At 58.3% G+C, this 17,457-nt stretch carries 17 protein-coding genes and 2 pseudogenes; 9 read left to right on the top strand and 10 right to left on the bottom strand.

The window, feature by feature from the left end; all coding sequences use genetic code 11:
• Positions 1-176: 176 nt before the first annotated feature.
• The 3 genes from creC to BLU85_RS20110 all read right to left on the bottom strand — a co-directional run bounded on the left by creC (position 177) and on the right by BLU85_RS20110 (position 2,852).
• Entirely contained in the window at positions 177-1,595 is a 1,419-nt protein-coding gene (gene creC / locus BLU85_RS20100) for a two-component system sensor histidine kinase CreC (RefSeq protein WP_092202760.1), read from the bottom strand.
• Positions 1,595-2,275 carry a two-component system response regulator CreB gene (gene creB / locus BLU85_RS20105; RefSeq protein ID WP_092202762.1) on the bottom strand — a complete coding sequence of 227 codons (681 nt, stop codon included), beginning with the start codon at positions 2,273-2,275 and terminating at the stop codon, positions 1,595-1,597. The genes creC and creB overlap by 1 nt, the downstream gene beginning before the upstream one ends.
• 70 nt (positions 2,276-2,345) lie before the next feature.
• The gene (locus BLU85_RS20110) at positions 2,346-2,852 is read right to left on the bottom strand and encodes a retropepsin-like aspartic peptidase RloA2 (RefSeq protein WP_092202764.1); all 507 of its coding nucleotides are present in this window, start codon (positions 2,850-2,852) and stop codon (positions 2,346-2,348) included.
• A 189-nt stretch (positions 2,853-3,041) separates the two neighbouring features.
• Between BLU85_RS20110 and BLU85_RS20115 the strand changes: the two genes are divergently transcribed.
• Both BLU85_RS20115 and BLU85_RS31455 read left to right on the top strand, forming a co-directional pair.
• Positions 3,042-3,935, top strand: coding sequence for an acyltransferase (locus BLU85_RS20115; protein WP_092202766.1), 894 nt, complete (start codon positions 3,042-3,044; stop codon positions 3,933-3,935).
• An 80-nt stretch (positions 3,936-4,015) separates the two neighbouring features.
• Positions 4,016-5,101 carry an RHS repeat-associated core domain-containing protein gene (locus tag BLU85_RS31455; protein WP_256572866.1) on the top strand — a complete coding sequence of 362 codons (1,086 nt, stop codon included), beginning with the start codon at positions 4,016-4,018 and terminating at the stop codon, positions 5,099-5,101.
• Between the two features lie 46 nt (positions 5,102-5,147).
• Here the strand turns inward: BLU85_RS31455 and BLU85_RS20125 are convergent.
• A pseudogene (locus BLU85_RS20125) lies at positions 5,148-5,285 on the bottom strand (DUF2780 domain-containing protein); the annotation flags it as partial.
• A gap of 217 nt (positions 5,286-5,502) precedes the next feature.
• Between BLU85_RS20125 and BLU85_RS20130 the strand changes: the two are divergent.
• Positions 5,503-5,898 carry a DUF3757 domain-containing protein gene (locus BLU85_RS20130; RefSeq protein ID WP_139207995.1) on the top strand — a complete coding sequence of 132 codons (396 nt, stop codon included), beginning with the start codon at positions 5,503-5,505 and terminating at the stop codon, positions 5,896-5,898.
• A gap of 36 nt (positions 5,899-5,934) precedes the next feature.
• Here the strand turns inward: BLU85_RS20130 and BLU85_RS20135 are convergent, their stop codons facing one another.
• Positions 5,935-6,510, bottom strand: coding sequence for a DUF2780 domain-containing protein (locus tag BLU85_RS20135; RefSeq protein WP_092202768.1), 576 nt, complete (start codon positions 6,508-6,510; stop codon positions 5,935-5,937).
• 307 nt (positions 6,511-6,817) lie between these two features.
• Between BLU85_RS20135 and BLU85_RS20140 the strand changes: the two genes are divergently transcribed.
• From BLU85_RS20140 to BLU85_RS20165, 6 genes and pseudogenes are all read left to right on the top strand, one after another.
• Positions 6,818-7,225, top strand: a complete 408-nt coding sequence (locus BLU85_RS20140; protein WP_092202770.1) for a DUF3757 domain-containing protein — start codon at positions 6,818-6,820, stop codon at positions 7,223-7,225.
• 105 nt (positions 7,226-7,330) lie between these two features.
• Positions 7,331-7,906: a hypothetical protein gene (locus BLU85_RS20145; protein WP_092202772.1), complete on the top strand. Its 576-nt coding sequence runs from the start codon at positions 7,331-7,333 to the stop codon at positions 7,904-7,906.
• A 235-nt stretch (positions 7,907-8,141) separates the two neighbouring features.
• Positions 8,142-8,336: pseudogene (locus BLU85_RS20150) on the top strand (hypothetical protein); the annotation flags it as partial.
• A 178-nt stretch (positions 8,337-8,514) separates the two neighbouring features.
• On the top strand, positions 8,515-8,727 hold the full coding sequence (locus tag BLU85_RS20155; protein ID WP_092202856.1) for a cold-shock protein: 213 nt from the start codon (positions 8,515-8,517) through the stop codon (positions 8,725-8,727).
• Positions 8,728-8,818: 91 nt separating this feature from the next.
• The gene (locus BLU85_RS30700; RefSeq protein WP_139207997.1) at positions 8,819-9,769 is read left to right on the top strand and encodes a hypothetical protein; all 951 of its coding nucleotides are present in this window, start codon (positions 8,819-8,821) and stop codon (positions 9,767-9,769) included.
• Positions 9,766-10,770 (top strand): RHS repeat-associated core domain-containing protein, encoded by a 1,005-nt coding sequence (locus tag BLU85_RS20165; protein ID WP_371914247.1) that lies wholly within the window; start codon positions 9,766-9,768, stop codon positions 10,768-10,770. Before BLU85_RS30700 ends, BLU85_RS20165 begins: the two co-directional genes overlap by 4 nt.
• Before the next feature lie 110 nt (positions 10,771-10,880).
• Here BLU85_RS20165 and fdhA read toward each other — a convergent pair whose 3' ends face one another.
• From fdhA to BLU85_RS20190, 5 genes are all read right to left on the bottom strand, one after another.
• A complete protein-coding gene (fdhA, locus tag BLU85_RS20170; protein ID WP_092169460.1) occupies positions 10,881-12,080 on the bottom strand; it encodes a formaldehyde dehydrogenase, glutathione-independent in 1,200 nt (399 codons plus the stop codon).
• A gap of 168 nt (positions 12,081-12,248) precedes the next feature.
• Positions 12,249-13,106 carry a formyltetrahydrofolate deformylase gene (gene purU, locus BLU85_RS20175; RefSeq protein WP_060740301.1) on the bottom strand — a complete coding sequence of 286 codons (858 nt, stop codon included), beginning with the start codon at positions 13,104-13,106 and terminating at the stop codon, positions 12,249-12,251.
• Positions 13,107-13,313: 207 nt separating this feature from the next.
• The gene (locus BLU85_RS20180) at positions 13,314-13,946 is read right to left on the bottom strand and encodes a sarcosine oxidase subunit gamma (RefSeq protein ID WP_072405821.1); all 633 of its coding nucleotides are present in this window, start codon (positions 13,944-13,946) and stop codon (positions 13,314-13,316) included.
• 167 nt (positions 13,947-14,113) lie between these two features.
• On the bottom strand, positions 14,114-17,131 hold the full coding sequence (locus tag BLU85_RS20185; protein ID WP_092202778.1) for a sarcosine oxidase subunit alpha: 3,018 nt from the start codon (positions 17,129-17,131) through the stop codon (positions 14,114-14,116).
• Complete coding sequence (locus BLU85_RS20190) at positions 17,128-17,457, bottom strand: sarcosine oxidase subunit delta (RefSeq protein ID WP_014340581.1); 330 nt, start codon at positions 17,455-17,457, stop codon at positions 17,128-17,130. The genes BLU85_RS20185 and BLU85_RS20190 overlap by 4 nt, the downstream gene beginning before the upstream one ends.

Here is a 17,457-nt window from a genome sequence, read left to right on the forward strand (position 1 = left end):
TGTGAGGGGTTTATGGGCGCAATGTGGAGATTGTGTGGAGAATCAGGAACCTCTGTGGGAGCGAGCTTGCCCGCGATGGCGGTGGGTCAGCGCCAGTTATGCCGACTGGTACCCCGCTATCGCGAGCAAGCTCGCTCCCACAGGAATGGGTGTTTAGTCAGATAGCAACTGCGGTTTCAGGGCAACCGCAAAACCACCTCCACCCCACCCTCGACATTGCCAATACTGAACTGCCCCCCATGCAACTGCACCACCTCCTCCACGAAGTTGAGCCCCAGGCCGGTGCTCTTGCGACCGCTGTCCGGGCGCGGCAGGGAGTAGAAGCGTTCGCTCAGGCGGGGCAGCGCGTAGTCGGGGATCGGCGCGGCCTGATTGAACAGGCGGATCTCGACGCGGTTCCCACGGCGCTCGGCGCTGACCCGCAGCAGGCCGTCGACGGGGGTGAAGTCCAAGGCGTTTTCCAGCAAATTGCCCAAGGCCTGGCGCAACAGGAACGGCTCTCCCGTCAACGTCAGCTCGGCAGCGATGTGCCGTTCGACCTTCAACTGGCGACTTTCGATCCAGCCGCCGCGCGCTTCCAGCAACTCGTCCATCAACGCCGCCAGCGGTACCGAGACTTCTTCTTCCAACCCCTGGCGCTGCTCGATCTGGGCCAGGTTGAGCAAGCGTTCGATCAACTGCTGCATGCGCGCACTTTCATTGTCGATGTTACTGACGAAGCGCTGGTGCTGGGCGGCGGGCATGTCGCTTTGCAGCAGTTCGGCGGCGCCACGAATCGCCGCCAGCGGGCTCTTGAGTTCGTGGGTGAGTGTGTGCACGTAACGCTCGACGTACGCCTTGCCTTCGAGTTGGGTGCGCATGTGCTCCACGGCACCCGCCAATTGCTCGAACTCGCCGCCACGATAATGCGGCACTTCCACCCGACGCCCCTGGCTGACCGCCTGGGCGTAGCTCGTCAAACGCCGCAGTGCCGCGCTGAGCCACCACGACAGCAAGCCGCCCAGCAACAAGCCCAGGGCGACCAGGCCGGCGCCATAGGCCAACAGGCGCCGTTCGGTGCGGTCGACATAAGGCTGCAAGGAACTGTTGGGCTTGGCGACGGTGACAACGCCGATGATCCGGCCGTTGTCGCGGATCGGCGCGCCGACGTGCATCACCGAAGACGCCGGATCGTCCGGATCGCTACGGCTCGAGCGGGCGCCGTAGTGGCCGCGCAGGGTCAGGTAGACGTCATTCCAGCGCGAATAATCCTGCCCTACCGCCACGCCACTGGAGTCGAGCACCACGATGCCGTTGGCATCCGTGACGTAGATGCGATGGCTGACCTGGTTCTTCGGCAGGCCCCAGATCGTCGCCGCCGGCTGGCGCTCGCCGTAGGCCTTGAGCAATTGCGGCCAGCGATTCTGGTTGAGGGTGCCGGCCTTGAAATCGTCCCGCAGGATCTCGGCCATCAGGTTGGCGGTGTCCACCAGGGTTTCTTCGGTGGACTGGCGCACGCCGGGGCGGATTTCCTCCATGACCGTGTTGAGCACGAAATAGCCGGTCAGGGCGATAAACAGCACATACACCAGGAAAATCCGGATCCCCAGCGACATCAGCTGTGCCCCGGGCTGTAGCTGTAGCCCAGGCCTCGATGTGTCTGGATCGGTTCGGCCTCGGCCCGGACCAGGCGCAACTTGGCGCGCACGCTCTTGATGTGGCTGTCGATGCTGCGCTCGTAGCCGGCATCGCTGGCAACGCCCAAGGCATCGAGCAATTGTTCGCGACTGAAGACCCGCTCGGGTTGCTCCAGCAGACAATTGAGCAGGCGGAATTCGTGGCGGGTGAGGTTCAGCGGTTTGCCGCGATAGTTGATCTGCACACGGTCGGCATCGACCTGGAACAGTCCCGTGCCCGGCTCCACCGCTGGGCGCGGCGCCACGCGCTTGAGGATCGCCCGGACCCTGGCCGCCACCTCGCGGGGGCTGAAGGGTTTGACTACGTAATCGTCGGCGCCGATTTCCAAGCCTACGATCCGGTCGATCTCCCCATCCCGGGCTGTCAGAAAGATGACCGGAACGTCGCTGAAACGTCTGAGACTTTTACACGTCTCGAATCCGCTGATATCCGGCAGGCCCACATCGAGGATGATCAGGTCGGCCGGGGTGTTCTTCTGGTGATCGAGGGCGGCGGCGCCAAGGCTCAGCCAAGTGGTGTCAAACCCCTCCCCTTGCAGGGCAAACACCAACGTATCGGCGATGGCGGCTTCGTCTTCGACAATCAGGATATGAGGCATGGCTTGCGAGCCCGGCAGTAAAAGTTGCCGGAACGGTGCCGCAAGGCTTGGGGTGAGTCAATCAGGGAAATCAGCAGTCCGGCTTATCCGCCGTAAACCGCCGCGCCGGGTTCACCGCCGCGCCGAACTCACGCAACGCCTTGGCACCAATCAACAGTGGGTAATTGAAACTGCTGCGGTCAGTCAGGTTGACCTCGACCGTGCGCTTGACGTTACCCAGGCACAACTCCAGATCGACCACCGGGCGCTTGGTGGGGGCGATCTTTTCGTCGTCGTCCTCATCCTCTTCGGAACGGGTCTTGATCTTGCTGATACGGGCGATCTTGTGTTCGTAGACCTTGTTGCTCGCATCCTTGGTCGCCAGGCGGAACCGCACCCAATCATCGCCGTCACGGGTAAAGGTCTCGATGTCCTTGGCCGACAGCGAGGCGGTCAGGGCGCCGGTGTCCATCTTGGCCTTGAGCACTTCACCGCCGATTTCCGGCAGCGCAATGTATTCGTAGCGCCCGTACAGGGTCGGCTCAGCGGCCAGCACTGGGAGGGCCACCAGGGTAAGCAGGGCGAGAAGGGATTTCATGCAATAGGGCTTCCTGTGTGGGTGGGGTTTTAGACCGTGACGGGTGGATTCGTTCGGTTGGACACATCCCTCGCCACAAAAGCAAATCCAGCATACTCGTCAAAAGGTGAAACATTCGTCCACACCGATTTGGCCTGCCGCCCGAAGCTTGCTTATCATGGCCCGCCCACCCGTTTGCAAGAGTCATCTATGCGCCGCCTGCTCACCGGCTGTTTCGTCACCCTGCTGCTGTTGCTCAACACCCTGGTGCTGTTCGGGCCGCTGATGGTGTTCGCCCTGCTCAAACTGATCCTGCCCGGGCGCTTTCGCGACTACGCCTCGTGGGCGGTGATGTGGATCGCCGAGACCTGGGCCGAGATCGACAAACTGATCTTTGCCCTGTGCATCCCTACCCGCTGGGACATTCGCGGCGGTGCGGACCTGCGCAGCGATACCTCTTACCTGGTGATCAGCAATCACCAGTCCTGGGTGGACATCCCCGCCCTCGTCCAGACCCTCAACCGGCGCACGCCGTTCTTCAAGTTCTTCCTCAAGAAGGAACTGATCTGGGTACCGTTCCTGGGGCTGGCCTGGTGGGCCTTGGATTACCCTTTCATGAAACGCTACACCAAGGCGTTCCTGGCGAAGAACCCGGAGCTGGCCGGCAAGGACCTGGAAATCACCAAGGCCGCCTGCGAGCTGTTCAAGCGGCAACCGGTCACCGTGGTCAACTACCTCGAAGGCACCCGCTTCACCACCGCCAAAAGCCAACAACAGCAATCGCCCTTCACCCACCTGCTCAAGCCCAAGGCCGGTGGCGTTGCCTTCGTATTGGCAGCGATGGGCGAACAACTGGACGCCATCCTCGACGTGACCGTGGTCTACCCACAAGAACGCATCCCCGGATTCTGGGATTTGATCAGCGGCGCGGTGCCCAGGGTCATCATCGACATCCAAACCCGCGAGCTGGACCCGGCGTTGTGGCAGGGGGATTACGAGAACGATCCGGTGTTTCGCCAGCACGTGCAGAACTGGGTCAACCAACTCTGGACTGAAAAGGACCAGCGCATCGCGGCCTTGCGTCGCGAAGGGCAGGGTTCCTAACAGTTCTGATAGTAGGCAGCGGCGGGGAAACCTACGATGCTGAAGGTCCGGATTTTTGGACCTTGCACGGAGCCCGGTGTATGCCTACCGCCCCTCATGAAACCGTGTTGTGCCGCTATCGCTACGACCCGCTGGATCACCTGATCGATTGTGCACCCACTGTCGAGGCCCGCACCCAGCGCTTTTATTGCAAGAGCCGGCTGGCGACCGAGATACAGGGGGCGGTGCAATGCAGCGTCTTCCAGCATGACGACCAACTGTTGGCGCAAATTCGGCGCGAGGATTTGAAGGCCGACACCACCCTGCTGGCGACCGATCACCAACGCTCAGTCCTGAACGCCCTCGACGTCACCTGCCTCCATCCCCTCGCCTACACGCCCTACGGCCATCGCCCGGCGGAAAACGGCTTGCTCAGTTTGCTCGGGTTCAATGGGGAACGGCCTGATTCATTGACGGGACATTATCTGTTGGGGAATGGGTATCGGGCGTTCAACCCGGTTTTGATGCGGTTTAACAGTCCGGATAGTTGGAGTCCGTTTGGGGAAGGGGGACTGAACACATACGCGTACTGTAAAGCAGATCCAATAAACCGGACGGACCCAACAGGACACATATTTACTACACTGACCCGTTTTTTCAAAAATATTTTTGCGAATTCTCCAGCAAAAAAAATGCGCTTAACTGACTTGGATCCAAATAGCTTTCAAAAAATATCGAAATATTTATCAAGCAGCGACATGAACAGCTTAAGACTAGTTTCCAAAGAAACAAAAGAAATGACAGATCAAGCTTCAAATAGTAATTTTAAAATTTACTTGAATAAAAAAATTTACAATCGTCGCGGAACCGCTGAAACTCCACTGGACAAAGTAATTGAAGTCGGCTTAGGTCGTAAACCTGGCATCAGTAGCTCTGAAGCCAGCAAAACAATAAGTTTAAATATGGCTCAAAATCTCTTCCCTACTCACGCAACACCCGGCTACACCTATAGGCCAACGAGCCTTATAACAGGTGAGACCTTAAACTTTAAAAGTTCTTATCAATCCCGAATAAACCGTCGCCACTCTTATACCCTTGCCGATGAACTGGAAAAACTGCCTTCACATAAAGAAGTGATAATCGAGACAGAGCATGTAATTATTATTATTCGTCGAGGAAGCCTCTGACCAAATCTATAACAAGAACGAAACGAAGGGGCTCGATGCCTCAAAATCAGATAGCGCCAGCCCCCCAGATCCCTCCCAGTACTTGCAACAACGAACCACCCACGCCTTGCTGCCCAAGATACTCAAGAATCACCGGAGCAAACTGCCCAATCATCCCACTGTCCATACCCAGCGCACTGAAGGCCATCCCGAACATCCTCGGAACCCTGAACAAAGCCGCCCCATCTGTTAATCCTTCAGACGTTTCCGATTTTCATGAAGTTTTGATTTTCTTATCGCCAAAGGTTAACAGGCAAGAACCAACTAATTCCAAGTCAGCATAAACAACTGTCAGCATTGACAGTAGCCCTCACCAAGCACAGCCGCAAACATGTCGCCGGGACACATTGTGGAGACACCCAATGCGAAACTTTATAACTGACGGCGGCGCTGGAATATGCCTGCTGATCATTGGCCATGTTCATGCCGGAGAAATCACTTGTCCGGCCGCGATACAGATCCATGGCACCACTGAAACAGTAGAAATCCAGGATGACCGACAATGGCAGGGTCAGGACTTGGAACAGGAAGCCAACCCGGCGGTGCAGCAACTCAACGACGCCGAGTTCGCGCTCCATGAAGCCGATGAAGATGAATTGACACCGAGGAGAGTAACCATCACCTGCAATTACGGTGAGAACAATCTCACGCTGGATTATCAGCCGACGTCTTTGCCCTCAGCGGTCAACCGTTGCGCCAACCGGGACACCAACACTTGTAGATGGGTGAACACCGATTACTTCAGCTTGAGATTCTGATAGCCCTGTGGCGGATTTTCGATGTCGCCACCCCCATCACACCCCCGCACCGCTCCCCCAAATCCCTCCCAGGTTCTGCAACAGCGAACCAGCAACCCCCTGCTGACCAAGGTACTGCAGAATAATCGGGGCAAACTGGCCGATCATGCCGCTGTCCATGCCCAGCGCACTGAAGGTATTGTTCAAATCATTGGTGTCCTTGACGTTACCCAGCAGCCCATTTAGCAAAGCGTTTTTGTCCGACCCGCCACCGAGCAGACCGCCCAGGCCATTGAGCCCCCCGATGGCGCTGTTTCCGGCAATCTGATCCAGCCCCGGCACGCTTTTGCTCAACTCGGAAAACTGCGGCTCGCTGAGCCGATTCTTCGCCAGCCCCAGCATCGCACCGGCGCCGCCGATGGCCTGTTCCGGCGTGATCTTGAGTTCCGACCCCAGGGTGTTGAGCAAGCCGGCCGCTTTCGGCGCGGCGGCTACGAGGCCCTCTTCCTCACCTGAGTTGCCCTGCATCGCCGACACCACATTGGCCGCATCGCTGAGGCTGAACTGCGCAAAGGCCGGGCTGGCGGCCAGCGTCAGCAGGCAAGACAGGGCAAAACCGCGTGAAACCTTCATCCCGAACATCCTCTGAACTCTGAAAAAAACGCCCGTGGGGGACGGCGCAAAATCGAGCGTTGGACTGGGTTGGGCGAGGATTGTTCCTCCTCTAGGATTTGGATCTGAATCCGATTCCTTTGCCTGAATCTGCTAATCCTTCAGTCACTTCCGCTTTTCCGAAAATTTTGAGTTTCTTATCGCCAAACGACAACAAACCAGAATCAACTAATTCCAAATCAACATAAACAACTGTCAGCCTTGACAGTAGTCCCCGCCACATATAGCCGCAAACATGTCGCCGACACGAGAAAACGGAGGCTGGCAAATGCGAAACATACTGACTGTCGGCGGCGCCGGAATGCTCTTGCTGATCATCGGTCATGTCCATGCCGGTGAGATAACCTGTCCTGGCATCACACAAATTCATAGAGACATCGGATCGATAGACGTTCAGGATGATCACGAATGGGAGAACCACAGCATTGTGGAAGTGGCCAACTCTGCGCTGGAGCAATTCAACGGCGCCGAGTTCGCGATCCATGAACCGGACGTAGATAACCAGACCCCGACGAGGGCAACCATTACTTGCAAGTACGGTGCGATCAATCTGACCCTCGACTACCTACAAGTCCAAGAGCGGACCCTGTTGCCGTGGGCGGACAATCGTTGCGAAAGCCCGGACATAAAAACGTGCAGGTTAATCAGTGCCGATGACTTTCGCGTCAGCTTTTGACGGTCGATCACCCGGATCAGGTGTCCCAGCGTTGCGCCTCTAGAACGTCCTGCCATTGGCTGCACGGTTACCGTACAGTGCGGCTTCCTCCTGCAGAGTTTGCCTATGAATGTAAAAATTGGTGGAGCGACCCTCGCGGTCATCCTGGCGGGCATGCTCATTGCCTTTGGTGTCACCGAATGCCAGCGGGGTCCGCTGAATCCAGAGCTTGCCGACGACATCAGTGATGCGCAGAAGACCTGGCTGACCATCGAGCATCGCATCAAACGCTCCGACCCGGCCCTGACCGAGGTCAGCCGCGATCAGCAGACGCTGACCGTGCTCTACCGTCCCAGCGCTTGCACGGATGACTGTGAGCCCTGGGTCCCGCACATGCTGCGTGTGGTCGGCCACGGCCTGGCGGCGCTCAATGGCGCGCCGGGGGGTAAGCAATACACGCAAGTGACGGTCAAGGCGCGACTGCTGGCTGATGATGACGTGGAACTGGTCTACGACATGCAGGGCTTCGACGCCATCAAACTGCAACAAGGTGGCTACGTCACCTTCGCCAGCATGCCCCGTGGCCTGAACTTCAGCCGCGCCGCCTTGACCCAGGCGCAAGACTATTGCCAAGGCCCCAGCGCCCGGGGTTTCTACCCTGAATTCTGCGACCGGGTCGAGGCCGCGACTGCACCCCCATAACCGTGGCGAGGGAGCTTGCTCCCGCTCGAGTGCGAAGCGCTCGCCGCTGGTATCTGAAAAGCAGGGGGCTGCTGCCTAATGCCAGTCAGTTAAAGATCAAACGACACAAAACCTGTGGGAGCAAAGCTTACTCGCGATGGCGGCAGACCCGTCAATAGCGTTGTCGACTGGCTCATCCCAATCGCGAGCAAGCTTTGCTCCCACGGGTTTGGGGCTTTAACTGACTGGCATTTGGATCCTCTACCAAACCGCCGCCTACCGCATCCGCGCCGCCACCCAACTATTGGAAAACATCGCCTTCCGCGAGGAGATCAGTTCCGACGCCGTCGTCCTCCACGACTTCGCCCTGCTCCTGGCGATTCCCTTGCGCGACGGTTGCAATGTATTGGACGTGATCGGCCGACGATTGCAAGCGCAGGTCATGGCATGACCGCCACGTGACAGTCATCTGAATATCACCTGCCACCGGTTATTTCCTCTCGGTATTGCCTACTGTCAACTCTGACAGTAGGCAGCTGTCCGGCCCGACTTTAAGCTCGAACCGTGTCAACGATAACAAGGCCATGGACAATCGGCCTTATACATTCGGGCAAGCAGAGACAATAAAAATGAGCGACCGAATCATAGGAACCGTTAAATGGTTTAACGATGCAAAAGGCTATGGCTTCATTACATGTGGCAAAGGTGGCGAGGAACTGTTCGTTCACTATTCCGCGATATCCGGCGAGGGTTATAAAACACTGAAAGAAAGGCAAACCGTTTCTTTTGAAATCGAGAGAGGCGCGAAAGGCATGCAGGCCACGAGAGTGACACCGCAATAGCGCCCCTACTTAGTTGACAAGTATTCATTCACGAATCTCCGATAGCATCGTATGTACTTCGCGAACGCTCGGAAGACGCCAGGGTAAACTCATGACTTCGCATGCGCCCAAAAATAGCGAAAACCTGATCGTCAACGGTACCTTCGATAATGGCCTTGAAGGCTGGAACGCCAGGCAGGTGACCTGGGCAGGTGGCCGGGCACGGTTCGCGCCTAATGGCAACCTGTCACAGACCGTGAGCTTGAATGCCCCAGGAACGGTCAAATTACGCTTCAACGTCTCTTCTTATTACGGCATCGGCGGGGTCAGGCTATCGATCGGAGGTGCTTATTGCAGCATCAATCGGGCAGGACAATACGAAGTTGATTTTACCGCTGACAAAGGCGGGTCCGTCGACCTGATCCTCACGTCGCAAGGCGCTTATGATGTCGATGATGTTGAGATCTATTTTGAAGAAGCCGAGTGCCAACGCATACAATTATTGAAAAATGGCGGATTCGATAACGGACTTGAGGGGTGGGACTACGATGGAGAGATAAATATTGTTGATGGACAAGCACACCTCAGTGAACGCTCGAGGCTCATCCAAGAAATCGCCATAAAAGCAGGTACGCCAGTTCTCGTTCAGTATTCCATCCTGACCAGCAATCCTACCGGTGCCTCGTGCGCTATTCTTGAATATGGCCCCCATTGGAATATTGGATCCTTTCCTAGTGCATGGATTAAAGGAAGTCTCACTTTTGTTGCGCCGGAAGGAATCAATCCTACGCATGTTCATCTTCAGTTTCGGCTCCGCGATTCGCCCTATAGCACGCCCTTTTTTTCCATCTGGACGATGTTGAGGTTTGGGCATGCCCCGCAGCAGCAGACGATATGGCGAAAGTCCGAAAGGATATGTGGTCGATTCATTGACAGGCCTATACCCATCAATTCGCATCCCCAACGATCGGACCGGGGCAGATTATGTCGACGAGTCAGAGAAATGTACTCTGCCGCTACCACTACGACCCGCTGGATCGCTTGGTCGGCAGTACCTCCTTGACCAAGGCCCACACCCAGCACTTTTATCTCAAAGAGCGTCTGACCAGCGAAATTCAAGGCTCGGTATGTCGGTCAATTTTCCAGCAAGACGATCAACTTCTGGCGCAACAGCAGCGCCAGTCTGGTGCCGTCGAAGCCACTTTGCTTGCCAGCGATCAGCAACGCACAGTGTTGCACGCACTCGCTGCCGCGCAGTCTCATGCCCCCGCCTATACACCTTACGGTCATCGTTCCCCGGAAAACGGTCTACTCAGCCTGCTCGGCTTCAACGGTGAACGACCAGATCCGGTAACCGGGCATTATTTGTTGGGGAACGGGTATAGGGCGTTTAACCCAGTTTTGATGCGATTCAACAGTTCGGACAGTTGGAGCCCGTTTGAGGAAAGCGGGATAAACTCCTACGTTTATTGTATGGGAGACCCCATAAACATGAACGACCCGTCCGGACACATAGGTAGCTTCTGGAGAGGTTTATTAAGTTTTTGGAAAACTAGAAAACCCAAATTAACCGCTCCCAAAAATATTATTCTAAAACCGATTGGGAACGTTAGAAACATCGCCAGCAATATAACTATCTTTGAGGACACTTACAAAGAGATGCCACGTTTGAACATAGCTGGTCACGGTCTGCCAGGCCTAATACTCGTGGACGACCACCTCACCTCTCCCACACAATTCTATGAATATCTAGCCCAAAGGATCGATACAAAAAAATACAACTCCCTGAGACTACTTTTCTGCCATTCAGCCGACAACCCTAATTCTTTCGGCGAGCAATTCGCAACTCTTACAAACAAACCCGTAAAAGCGTTCTCTGGAACCATCGCATTCGGACTTTACTCCAAATCAAGAATAAGACTAGATATAGGAACCGCAAAGATAAAAAAAGTAAAAAATGCAAGCATTCTGAAAGATTATAAGCACAATGAAATTTCAGGCAGGGTTATCCCCCCTTACAAATCCATAAAATTTCATCCAGCAACATTAATAAGACAATCCTGAATCCAGCTCACTTTTAGTCGTTCAACGCCAACACATCAACAACTAGTAAAGTATTCAATCAACAGATGAAGAAGGTGATCGTAACCTCCCTCTTCATCTATGATTTTTACTCAAGCCGCACTAAACAACTTATGCGGATCAATCACAAACTTCTTCGGCACGCCCGCATCGAACTCGCCATAACCCTTCGGTGCATCATCCAGGCTGATGACCTGCACACCAACGATTTCAGCAATGTTGATACGGTCCCACATGATCGCCTGCATCAGTTGGCGGTTGTACTTCATCACCGGGGTCTGGCCGGTGTGGAAGCTGTGGGATTTCGCCCAGCCCAGGCCGAAGCGGATGCTCAGGCTGCCCATTTTGGCCGCCGCATCGACTGCGCCCGGGTCTTCGGTGACGTAGAGACCGGGAATACCGATCTTGCCAGCGACGCGGACCACCCCCATCAACGAGTTGAGCACGGTGGCGGGGGCTTCGTGCTTGACGCCGTCATGGCCATGGCCACGGGCTTCGAAGCCTACCGCATCGACAGCACAGTCGACTTCAGGCTCGCCCAGCAGCGCAGCGATTTGTTCGTGCAACGGTGTATCGGTGGACAGGTCGGCAATTTCGAAACCCTGGGCCTTGGCGTGAGCCAGGCGGATCGGGTTGACGTCGCCGATGATCACCACCGCCGCGCCCAACAGGCGAGCGGAAGCGGCAGCCGCCAGGCCAACCGGACCGGCACCCGCGATGTAGACGGTGCTGCCAGGGCCAACGCCAGCAGTGACGGCACCGTGGTAGCCGGTCGGCAGGATGTCGGACAGGCAGGTCAGGTCACGGATCTTCTCCATGGCCTTGTCGCGATCCGGCAGTTTCAGCAGGTTGAAGTCGGCGTACGGCACCAGCACGTACTCGGCCTGGCCGCCGGTCCAGTCGCCCATGTCCACATAACCGTAGGCACCACCGGCACGGGCCGGGTTGACGCTCAGGCAGACGCCCGTGTGTTGCTCCTTGCAGGAACGGCAGCGCCCGCAAGCCACGTTGAACGGCACCGACACCAGGTCACCGATTTTCAGGTTCTCGACGTCGCTGCCCTTTTCGATCACTTCACCGGTGATCTCGTGACCCAGGACCAGGCCGGTCTGGGCAGTGGTACGGCCGCGGACCATGTGCTGGTCGGAGCCGCAGATGTTGGTGGAGACCACGCGCAGGATGACACCGTGCTCAATCTTCCTGCCGCGCGGGTCCTGCATTTTTGGATAGTCGATTTTCTGTACTTCGACCTTGCCGTTGCCGAGATACACGACACCACGATTACCAGACATGCTTTCACCTCGCTGTTGTTTTTGTGGAACTGCGTTGCCCAGGCAGGCAGCGCGTTGATTGCTCGGGTTAGTGCTTGTGTCTTGTTTCTTTGTTGTCTTAAAGGCCTCATCGCGAGCAAGCTCGCTCCCACAATTTTGACCGCGTACCCCTTGCTCGCGATGTCGGCCTTAAAGAACGACCGTGCGATTGGCGTTCAAGAACACCCTTCTTTCAATGTGATACCCCACCGCCCGGGCCAGGGTGAGCCCTTCGATGTCCCGGCCCTTGGCGATCAGGTCTTCGGGATAGTGGCTGTGGTCCACCACTTCCACACCCTGGGCGATGATCGGGCCTTCGTCCAGGTCGTTGTTGATGTAGTGCGCCGTGGCGCCCACCAGCTTCACGCCTTTGTTATAGGCCTGGTGATACGGCTTGGCCCCCTTGAAGCCCGGCAGCAGCGAGTGATGGATGTTGATCGCCTTGCCGTCGAGCTTGCGACACAATTCCGGCGACAGCACTTGCATGTAGCGGGCAAGGATCACCAGCTCGGCGCCGGTGTCTTCGATCACCTGCCACACCTGTCGCTCCTGGGCCGGCTTGTCGTTCGGGTCCAGGGGGAAATGGTAGTAGGGAATCTGGTGCCAGTCGGCCAGCGGCTTGAGGTCGGGGTGGTTGGACACCACGGCCACCACGTCCATGGACAGCTGGCCGATGCGCTGGCGGTAGAGCAAATCGTTGAGGCAGTGATCGGCCTTGGAGACCATGATCACCACTTTGGGCCGGTAGTTGGGCGGCGTCAGTTCGAAGACCATGCCGAAGGCTTGCGCACGCTCGGCCAGGCCGGCGCGAAAGGCCTGCTCGTCAAAACCGTCGGGCTGGCGAAACTCCACGCGAATGAAGAAACGCGCCGAAAGCCGGTCGTCGAAAGAATGGTGTTCGGTGACATAGCAACCCTGCTCGAACAGAAAGCGGGTCACCGCGTCCACGGTGCCGAGCACGCTGGGGCAGTCGGCAGTCAAGATCCATGTATCCGGGGCGCGGCTCATTGCAGTGACTCCTGTTTGTTATGGATAAGCCCCGCCGAACACAGAACTCTGTGGCGAGGGGATTTATCCCCGCTGGGCTGCGAAGCAGCCCCAAAAAGCTTGATGCGATCGGCCTGATACACCAAGGTGGCTGGTTGAGGGCTGCTGCGCAGCCCAGCGGGGATAAATCCCCTCGCCACAAAAGTGTCCGGCTTTGGACTGCGATATTCAGGCCTGCACGCTCAACCCATACTCAGCCGCGGCATCCTGCAACCACAGCCACCAGTAATCGGAGAAGCTGCGGCGGATCACCAGTTCCCAGGTGTCTTCGCCCGTGTGGCGGATCACCAGTTGCGACTTGGCGAACACCGTACCCACGGCCTTGCCCACCGGGAAGTTGCTTGGGTGTACATCGTAGCTGGTGGATTTCATCAGCACGTCGCGCACGTTCGGCCCGGACAGCTCGAGGATCTGCTGGCCGCCGCTGACATTGACGATCTGGATGTGCAGGTCGCCCAGGGCTTCACGCAGTTTCTGCTCGGCGGCGAATTCTTCGCCAGTGGGGACCACCAGCAGCCATTCATCCGGGCCGAGCCATTGCAGGCTGGTTTCACCCTTGACGATGACAGCCAGGGCGCCTGGCAATTCCAGGCCCAGCGCCTTGTGCACGCCCGCGGCAAATGCCGGATCGTGGCCATCGCCACGGAGGGTCAGGTGGCCCAGGAGTTTTTTCTCGCGCACGGTCACACCGGCGTTCTTGCGACCCTTGCCCACCAGGCTGGCGAGGTCGGCATGGTGCAGCGACGACTCGGCCTTGGCCCCGGTGGTTGGGCGTTGTTGGTACACGTTGACTGCGGTCATATGGAGCACCTGTCTGAATGCTGTTGAGTCAAACCCTTGTTGTGGCTGTCAGGCCGTCATCGCGAGCAAGCTCGCTCCCACAAGGGTTACGCGATCAACTGTGGGAGCGAGCTTGCTCGCGATGATGCCGACGCGGCATCGCCGGTCTCCCACAGGACCTCAAGCCACTAGATATTCTGCCGATCCCCCTTCGGATCGAAGAACACCGAAGAAACGATCTCTGCCTCGATCACGCTGCCATCGGCCAATGGCGCGAACACTCGCTCGCCCATCCGCTTGAGGCCGCCCTTGACCACACCCATGGCAAACGAATAACCCAGGGAGTTGTGGGCGTAGCTGGAGGTCACGTGACCGACCATGGTCATCGGGATCGCCTGCTTGGTGTTGAACACCAGTTGCGCGCCTTCCGGCAGCCAGACATTCGGGTCGATCGGCTTGAGACCCACCAGTTGCTTGCGGTCTTCACGCACGCAATCTTCGCGATTCATGCCACGCCAGCCGATCCACGAGAACGGTTTGGTCCGGCCTACGCACCAGCCCATGTTCAGGTCGTCCGGCGTCATCGAGCTGTCAGTGTCCTGACCGACGATGATGAAGCCCTTCTCGGCCCGCAATACGTGCATGGTCTCGGTGCCATACGGGGTCAGGTTGTATTTCTTCCCGGCCTCGACGATCTGCTCGAGCACGCCCATGGCGTAGTCGGCCTGTACGTTGATTTCGTACGACAGTTCACCGGTGAACGAGATCCGGAACACCCGTGCCGGCACGCCGCCCACCAGGCCTTCCTTCCAGGTCATGAACGGGAACGCGTCCTTGTCCAGGTCGATGTCGGTGACTTCGCTCAGCAGTTTGCGGCTGTTGGGGCCCGACAGGGTCATGGTCGCCCAGTGGTCGGTGACCGAGGTGAAGTACACCTTCAGGTCCGGCCATTCGGTCTGGTGATAGATCTCCAGCCATTGCAGCACGCGCGCCGCACCGCCCGTGGTGGTGGTCATCAGGAAGTGGTTGTCCGCCAGACAGGCCGTTACGCCGTCGTCGAAGACCATGCCGTCTTCCTTGCACATCAGGCCGTAGCGGGCCTTGCCCACGTCGAGCTTGGTCCAGGCGTTGGTGTAGACGCGGTTGAGGAACTCGCGGGCATCCGGGCCCTGGATGTCGATCTTGCCCAGGGTCGAGGCGTCCAGCAGGCCGACGCTGTCACGCACCGCCTTGCATTCGCGCTTGACCGCGGCGTGCATGTCTTCGCCGTTCTTCGGGAAGTACCAAGGACGCTTCCACTGGCCGACGTCTTCGAACTCGGCACCGTTTTTCACATGCCAGGCATGCAGCGCGGTGAAACGCACCGGCTCGAAGATGTGCCCACAGTGCCGGCCAGCCACCGCGCCGAACGTCACCGGCGTGTAGTTCGGACGGAACATGGTGGTGCCCATCTGCGGGATGCTCACGTTCAGCGAACGGGCCGCGATGGCCAGGCCGTTGACGTTGCCCAGTTTGCCCTGGTCCGTACCGAAGCCCAGTGCGGTGTAGCGCTTGACGTGTTCCACCGACTCGAAGCCTTCGCGGGTGGCGAGTTCGATGGCGGCGGCAGTGACGTCGTTCTGCAGGTCGACGAATTGCTTCGGCGCCCGTGCGGTGGATTTTTCGTGAGGCACCTGGAACAGCGCCAGGGTCGGCTCTTCATGACGGCTCAGGGCTTTGGGCAACACGCCCTCCACCGCTTTGAAGCCGGCTTCGCTGGCCGCGCGCACGCCGCCTTCAAAACCGTCGGCCAAGCTGTCACCGAGGCTGTAGGCACCGTTCACACCGCCGACGCAGACACGTTTTTGCGGTGCTTCGCCCGGTACGAAACCGAGGATGTCTTCACGCCAGATCGGCTTGCCGCCCAGGTGCGATGCCAGGTGGACCACCGGGCTGTAGCCGCCGGAGCTGGCCACCAGGTCGCAGTCCAGCCATTCGCCAGGGCTGGTGACTTTATGGGCGCGGACGTCGATCGCGGCGACACGTGCCCCGGTGACGCGCTTGCTGCCACGGGCCTCGATCACGGCGCTGCCGGTAAGGATACGGATGCCTTTGGCGCGGGCTTCTTCCACCAGCGCACCACGTGGGTTGCTGCGCGCATCGGCCACGGCCACCACTTGCAGGCCGGCGTCGAACCAGTCCAGGGCGACGCGATAGGCGTGGTCGTTGTTGGTGCTCAGCACCAGTTTCTTGCCCGGTGCCACGCCGTAGCGACGCACGTAGGTGGACACCGCACCGGCCAGCATGTTGCCCGGCACGTCGTTGTTGCCGTAGACCAGCGGGCGCTCGCAAGCGCCGGTCGCCAGCACCACGCGCTTGGCGCGAACGCGGTTGATGCGCTGGCGGACCTGACCGATCGGTGCGCGGTCACCGAGGTGGTCGGTGAGACGTTCGTGGATGGTCAGGAAGTTATGGTCGTGGTAACCGTTCACCGTGGCACGAGGCAGCAACACCACGTCGGGCATCGACTTGAGTTCAGCGACAACAGAGGCTACCCATTCGGTCGCCGGCTTGCCATCCAGGCTCTCGCGGGAGTCGAGCAGGCTGCCACCGAACTCTTCCTGCTCATCGGCCAGGATGACGCGCGCACCGCTGCGGGCCGCGGCCAGTGCGGCGGCCAGACCAGCAGGGCCAGCACCGACGATCAACACGTCGCAGTGACGGTTCATGTAGTCGTAGGTGTCCGGATCGTTCTCGGTCGGCGAGCGACCCAGCCCGGCGGCCTTGCGGATGTACTTCTCGTAGGTCATCCAGAACGATTGTGGGTACATGAAGGTTTTGTAGTAGAAGCCCGGCGGCATCAGCTTGCCGCCGACCTTGCCGAGAATGCCCATCATGTCGTTGTTCACGTTCGGCCAACCGTTGGTGCTGGTGGCGACCAAACCTTGATACAGCGCCTGTTGCGTGGCGCGCACGTTAGGGATCTGCGTGGCTTCGGTGGCCCCGATCTGCAGCACCGCGTTTGGCTCTTCGGCACCGGCGGCGAAGATGCCGCGCGGCCGGGAATACTTGAAGCTGCGACCGATGATGTCGACACCGTTGGCCAGCAGCGCAGCGGCCAGGGAATCGCCCTCGAAACCTTTGTAGGTCTGGCCGTTGAAGGTGAAGCTCAGCACTTTGTTGCGGTCGATCCGTCCGCCGTTGGACAGGCGATTGATCTGGCTCATACCTTCTCTCCCAGAGCCTGTGCAGCCGCTTTCGGACTGTCAGCCTTGTCGGTGAACTGCGGCTTTTGGCCGATCTTGTAGGTTTCGAGAATCTCGTAGGTCACGGTGTCACGGGTCACGTTGAAGTACTGGCGGCAACCGGCGACGTGGTCCCACAGTTCATGGTGCAACCCGCGTGGGTTGTCACGGAAGAACATGTAGTCGCCCCACTCCTCGTCGGTGCAGGCGTTCGGATCCAGCGGGCGCGGGATATGCGCCTGGCCGGATGCATGGAATTCCTCTTCGGAGCGCAGTTCGCCGCAGTGAGGACAGAAGATGTGCAACAT

The sequence above is a fragment of the Pseudomonas sp. NFACC14 genome, from assembly GCF_900106885.1.
Classification (GTDB): domain Bacteria; phylum Pseudomonadota; class Gammaproteobacteria; order Pseudomonadales; family Pseudomonadaceae; genus Aquipseudomonas; species Aquipseudomonas fluorescens_AA.

Excerpts from the sequence above, each read along its gene's own strand:
- creC (WP_092202760.1), bottom strand. The coding sequence starts at position 1,595 with ATGTCGCTGGGGATCCGGATTTTCCTGGTGTATGTGCTGTTTATCGCC.
- creB (WP_092202762.1), bottom strand. The coding sequence starts at position 2,275 with ATGCCTCATATCCTGATTGTCGAAGACGAAGCCGCCATCGCCGATACG.
- BLU85_RS20110 (WP_092202764.1), bottom strand. The coding sequence starts at position 2,852 with ATGAAATCCCTTCTCGCCCTGCTTACCCTGGTGGCCCTCCCAGTGCTG.
- BLU85_RS20115 (WP_092202766.1), top strand. The coding sequence starts at position 3,042 with ATGCGCCGCCTGCTCACCGGCTGTTTCGTCACCCTGCTGCTGTTGCTC.
- BLU85_RS31455 (WP_256572866.1), top strand. The coding sequence starts at position 4,016 with ATGCCTACCGCCCCTCATGAAACCGTGTTGTGCCGCTATCGCTACGAC.
- BLU85_RS20130 (WP_139207995.1), top strand. The coding sequence starts at position 5,503 with ATGCGAAACTTTATAACTGACGGCGGCGCTGGAATATGCCTGCTGATC.
- BLU85_RS20135 (WP_092202768.1), bottom strand. The coding sequence starts at position 6,510 with ATGAAGGTTTCACGCGGTTTTGCCCTGTCTTGCCTGCTGACGCTGGCC.
- BLU85_RS20140 (WP_092202770.1), top strand. The coding sequence starts at position 6,818 with ATGCGAAACATACTGACTGTCGGCGGCGCCGGAATGCTCTTGCTGATC.
- BLU85_RS20145 (WP_092202772.1), top strand. The coding sequence starts at position 7,331 with ATGAATGTAAAAATTGGTGGAGCGACCCTCGCGGTCATCCTGGCGGGC.
- BLU85_RS20155 (WP_092202856.1), top strand. The coding sequence starts at position 8,515 with ATGAGCGACCGAATCATAGGAACCGTTAAATGGTTTAACGATGCAAAA.
- BLU85_RS30700 (WP_139207997.1), top strand. The coding sequence starts at position 8,819 with ATGACTTCGCATGCGCCCAAAAATAGCGAAAACCTGATCGTCAACGGT.
- fdhA (WP_092169460.1), bottom strand. The coding sequence starts at position 12,080 with ATGTCTGGTAATCGTGGTGTCGTGTATCTCGGCAACGGCAAGGTCGAA.
- purU (WP_060740301.1), bottom strand. The coding sequence starts at position 13,106 with ATGAGCCGCGCCCCGGATACATGGATCTTGACTGCCGACTGCCCCAGC.
- BLU85_RS20180 (WP_072405821.1), bottom strand. The coding sequence starts at position 13,946 with ATGACCGCAGTCAACGTGTACCAACAACGCCCAACCACCGGGGCCAAG.
- BLU85_RS20185 (WP_092202778.1), bottom strand. The coding sequence starts at position 17,131 with ATGAGCCAGATCAATCGCCTGTCCAACGGCGGACGGATCGACCGCAAC.
- BLU85_RS20190 (WP_014340581.1), bottom strand. The coding sequence starts at position 17,457 with ATGTTGCACATCTTCTGTCCTCACTGCGGCGAACTGCGCTCCGAAGAG.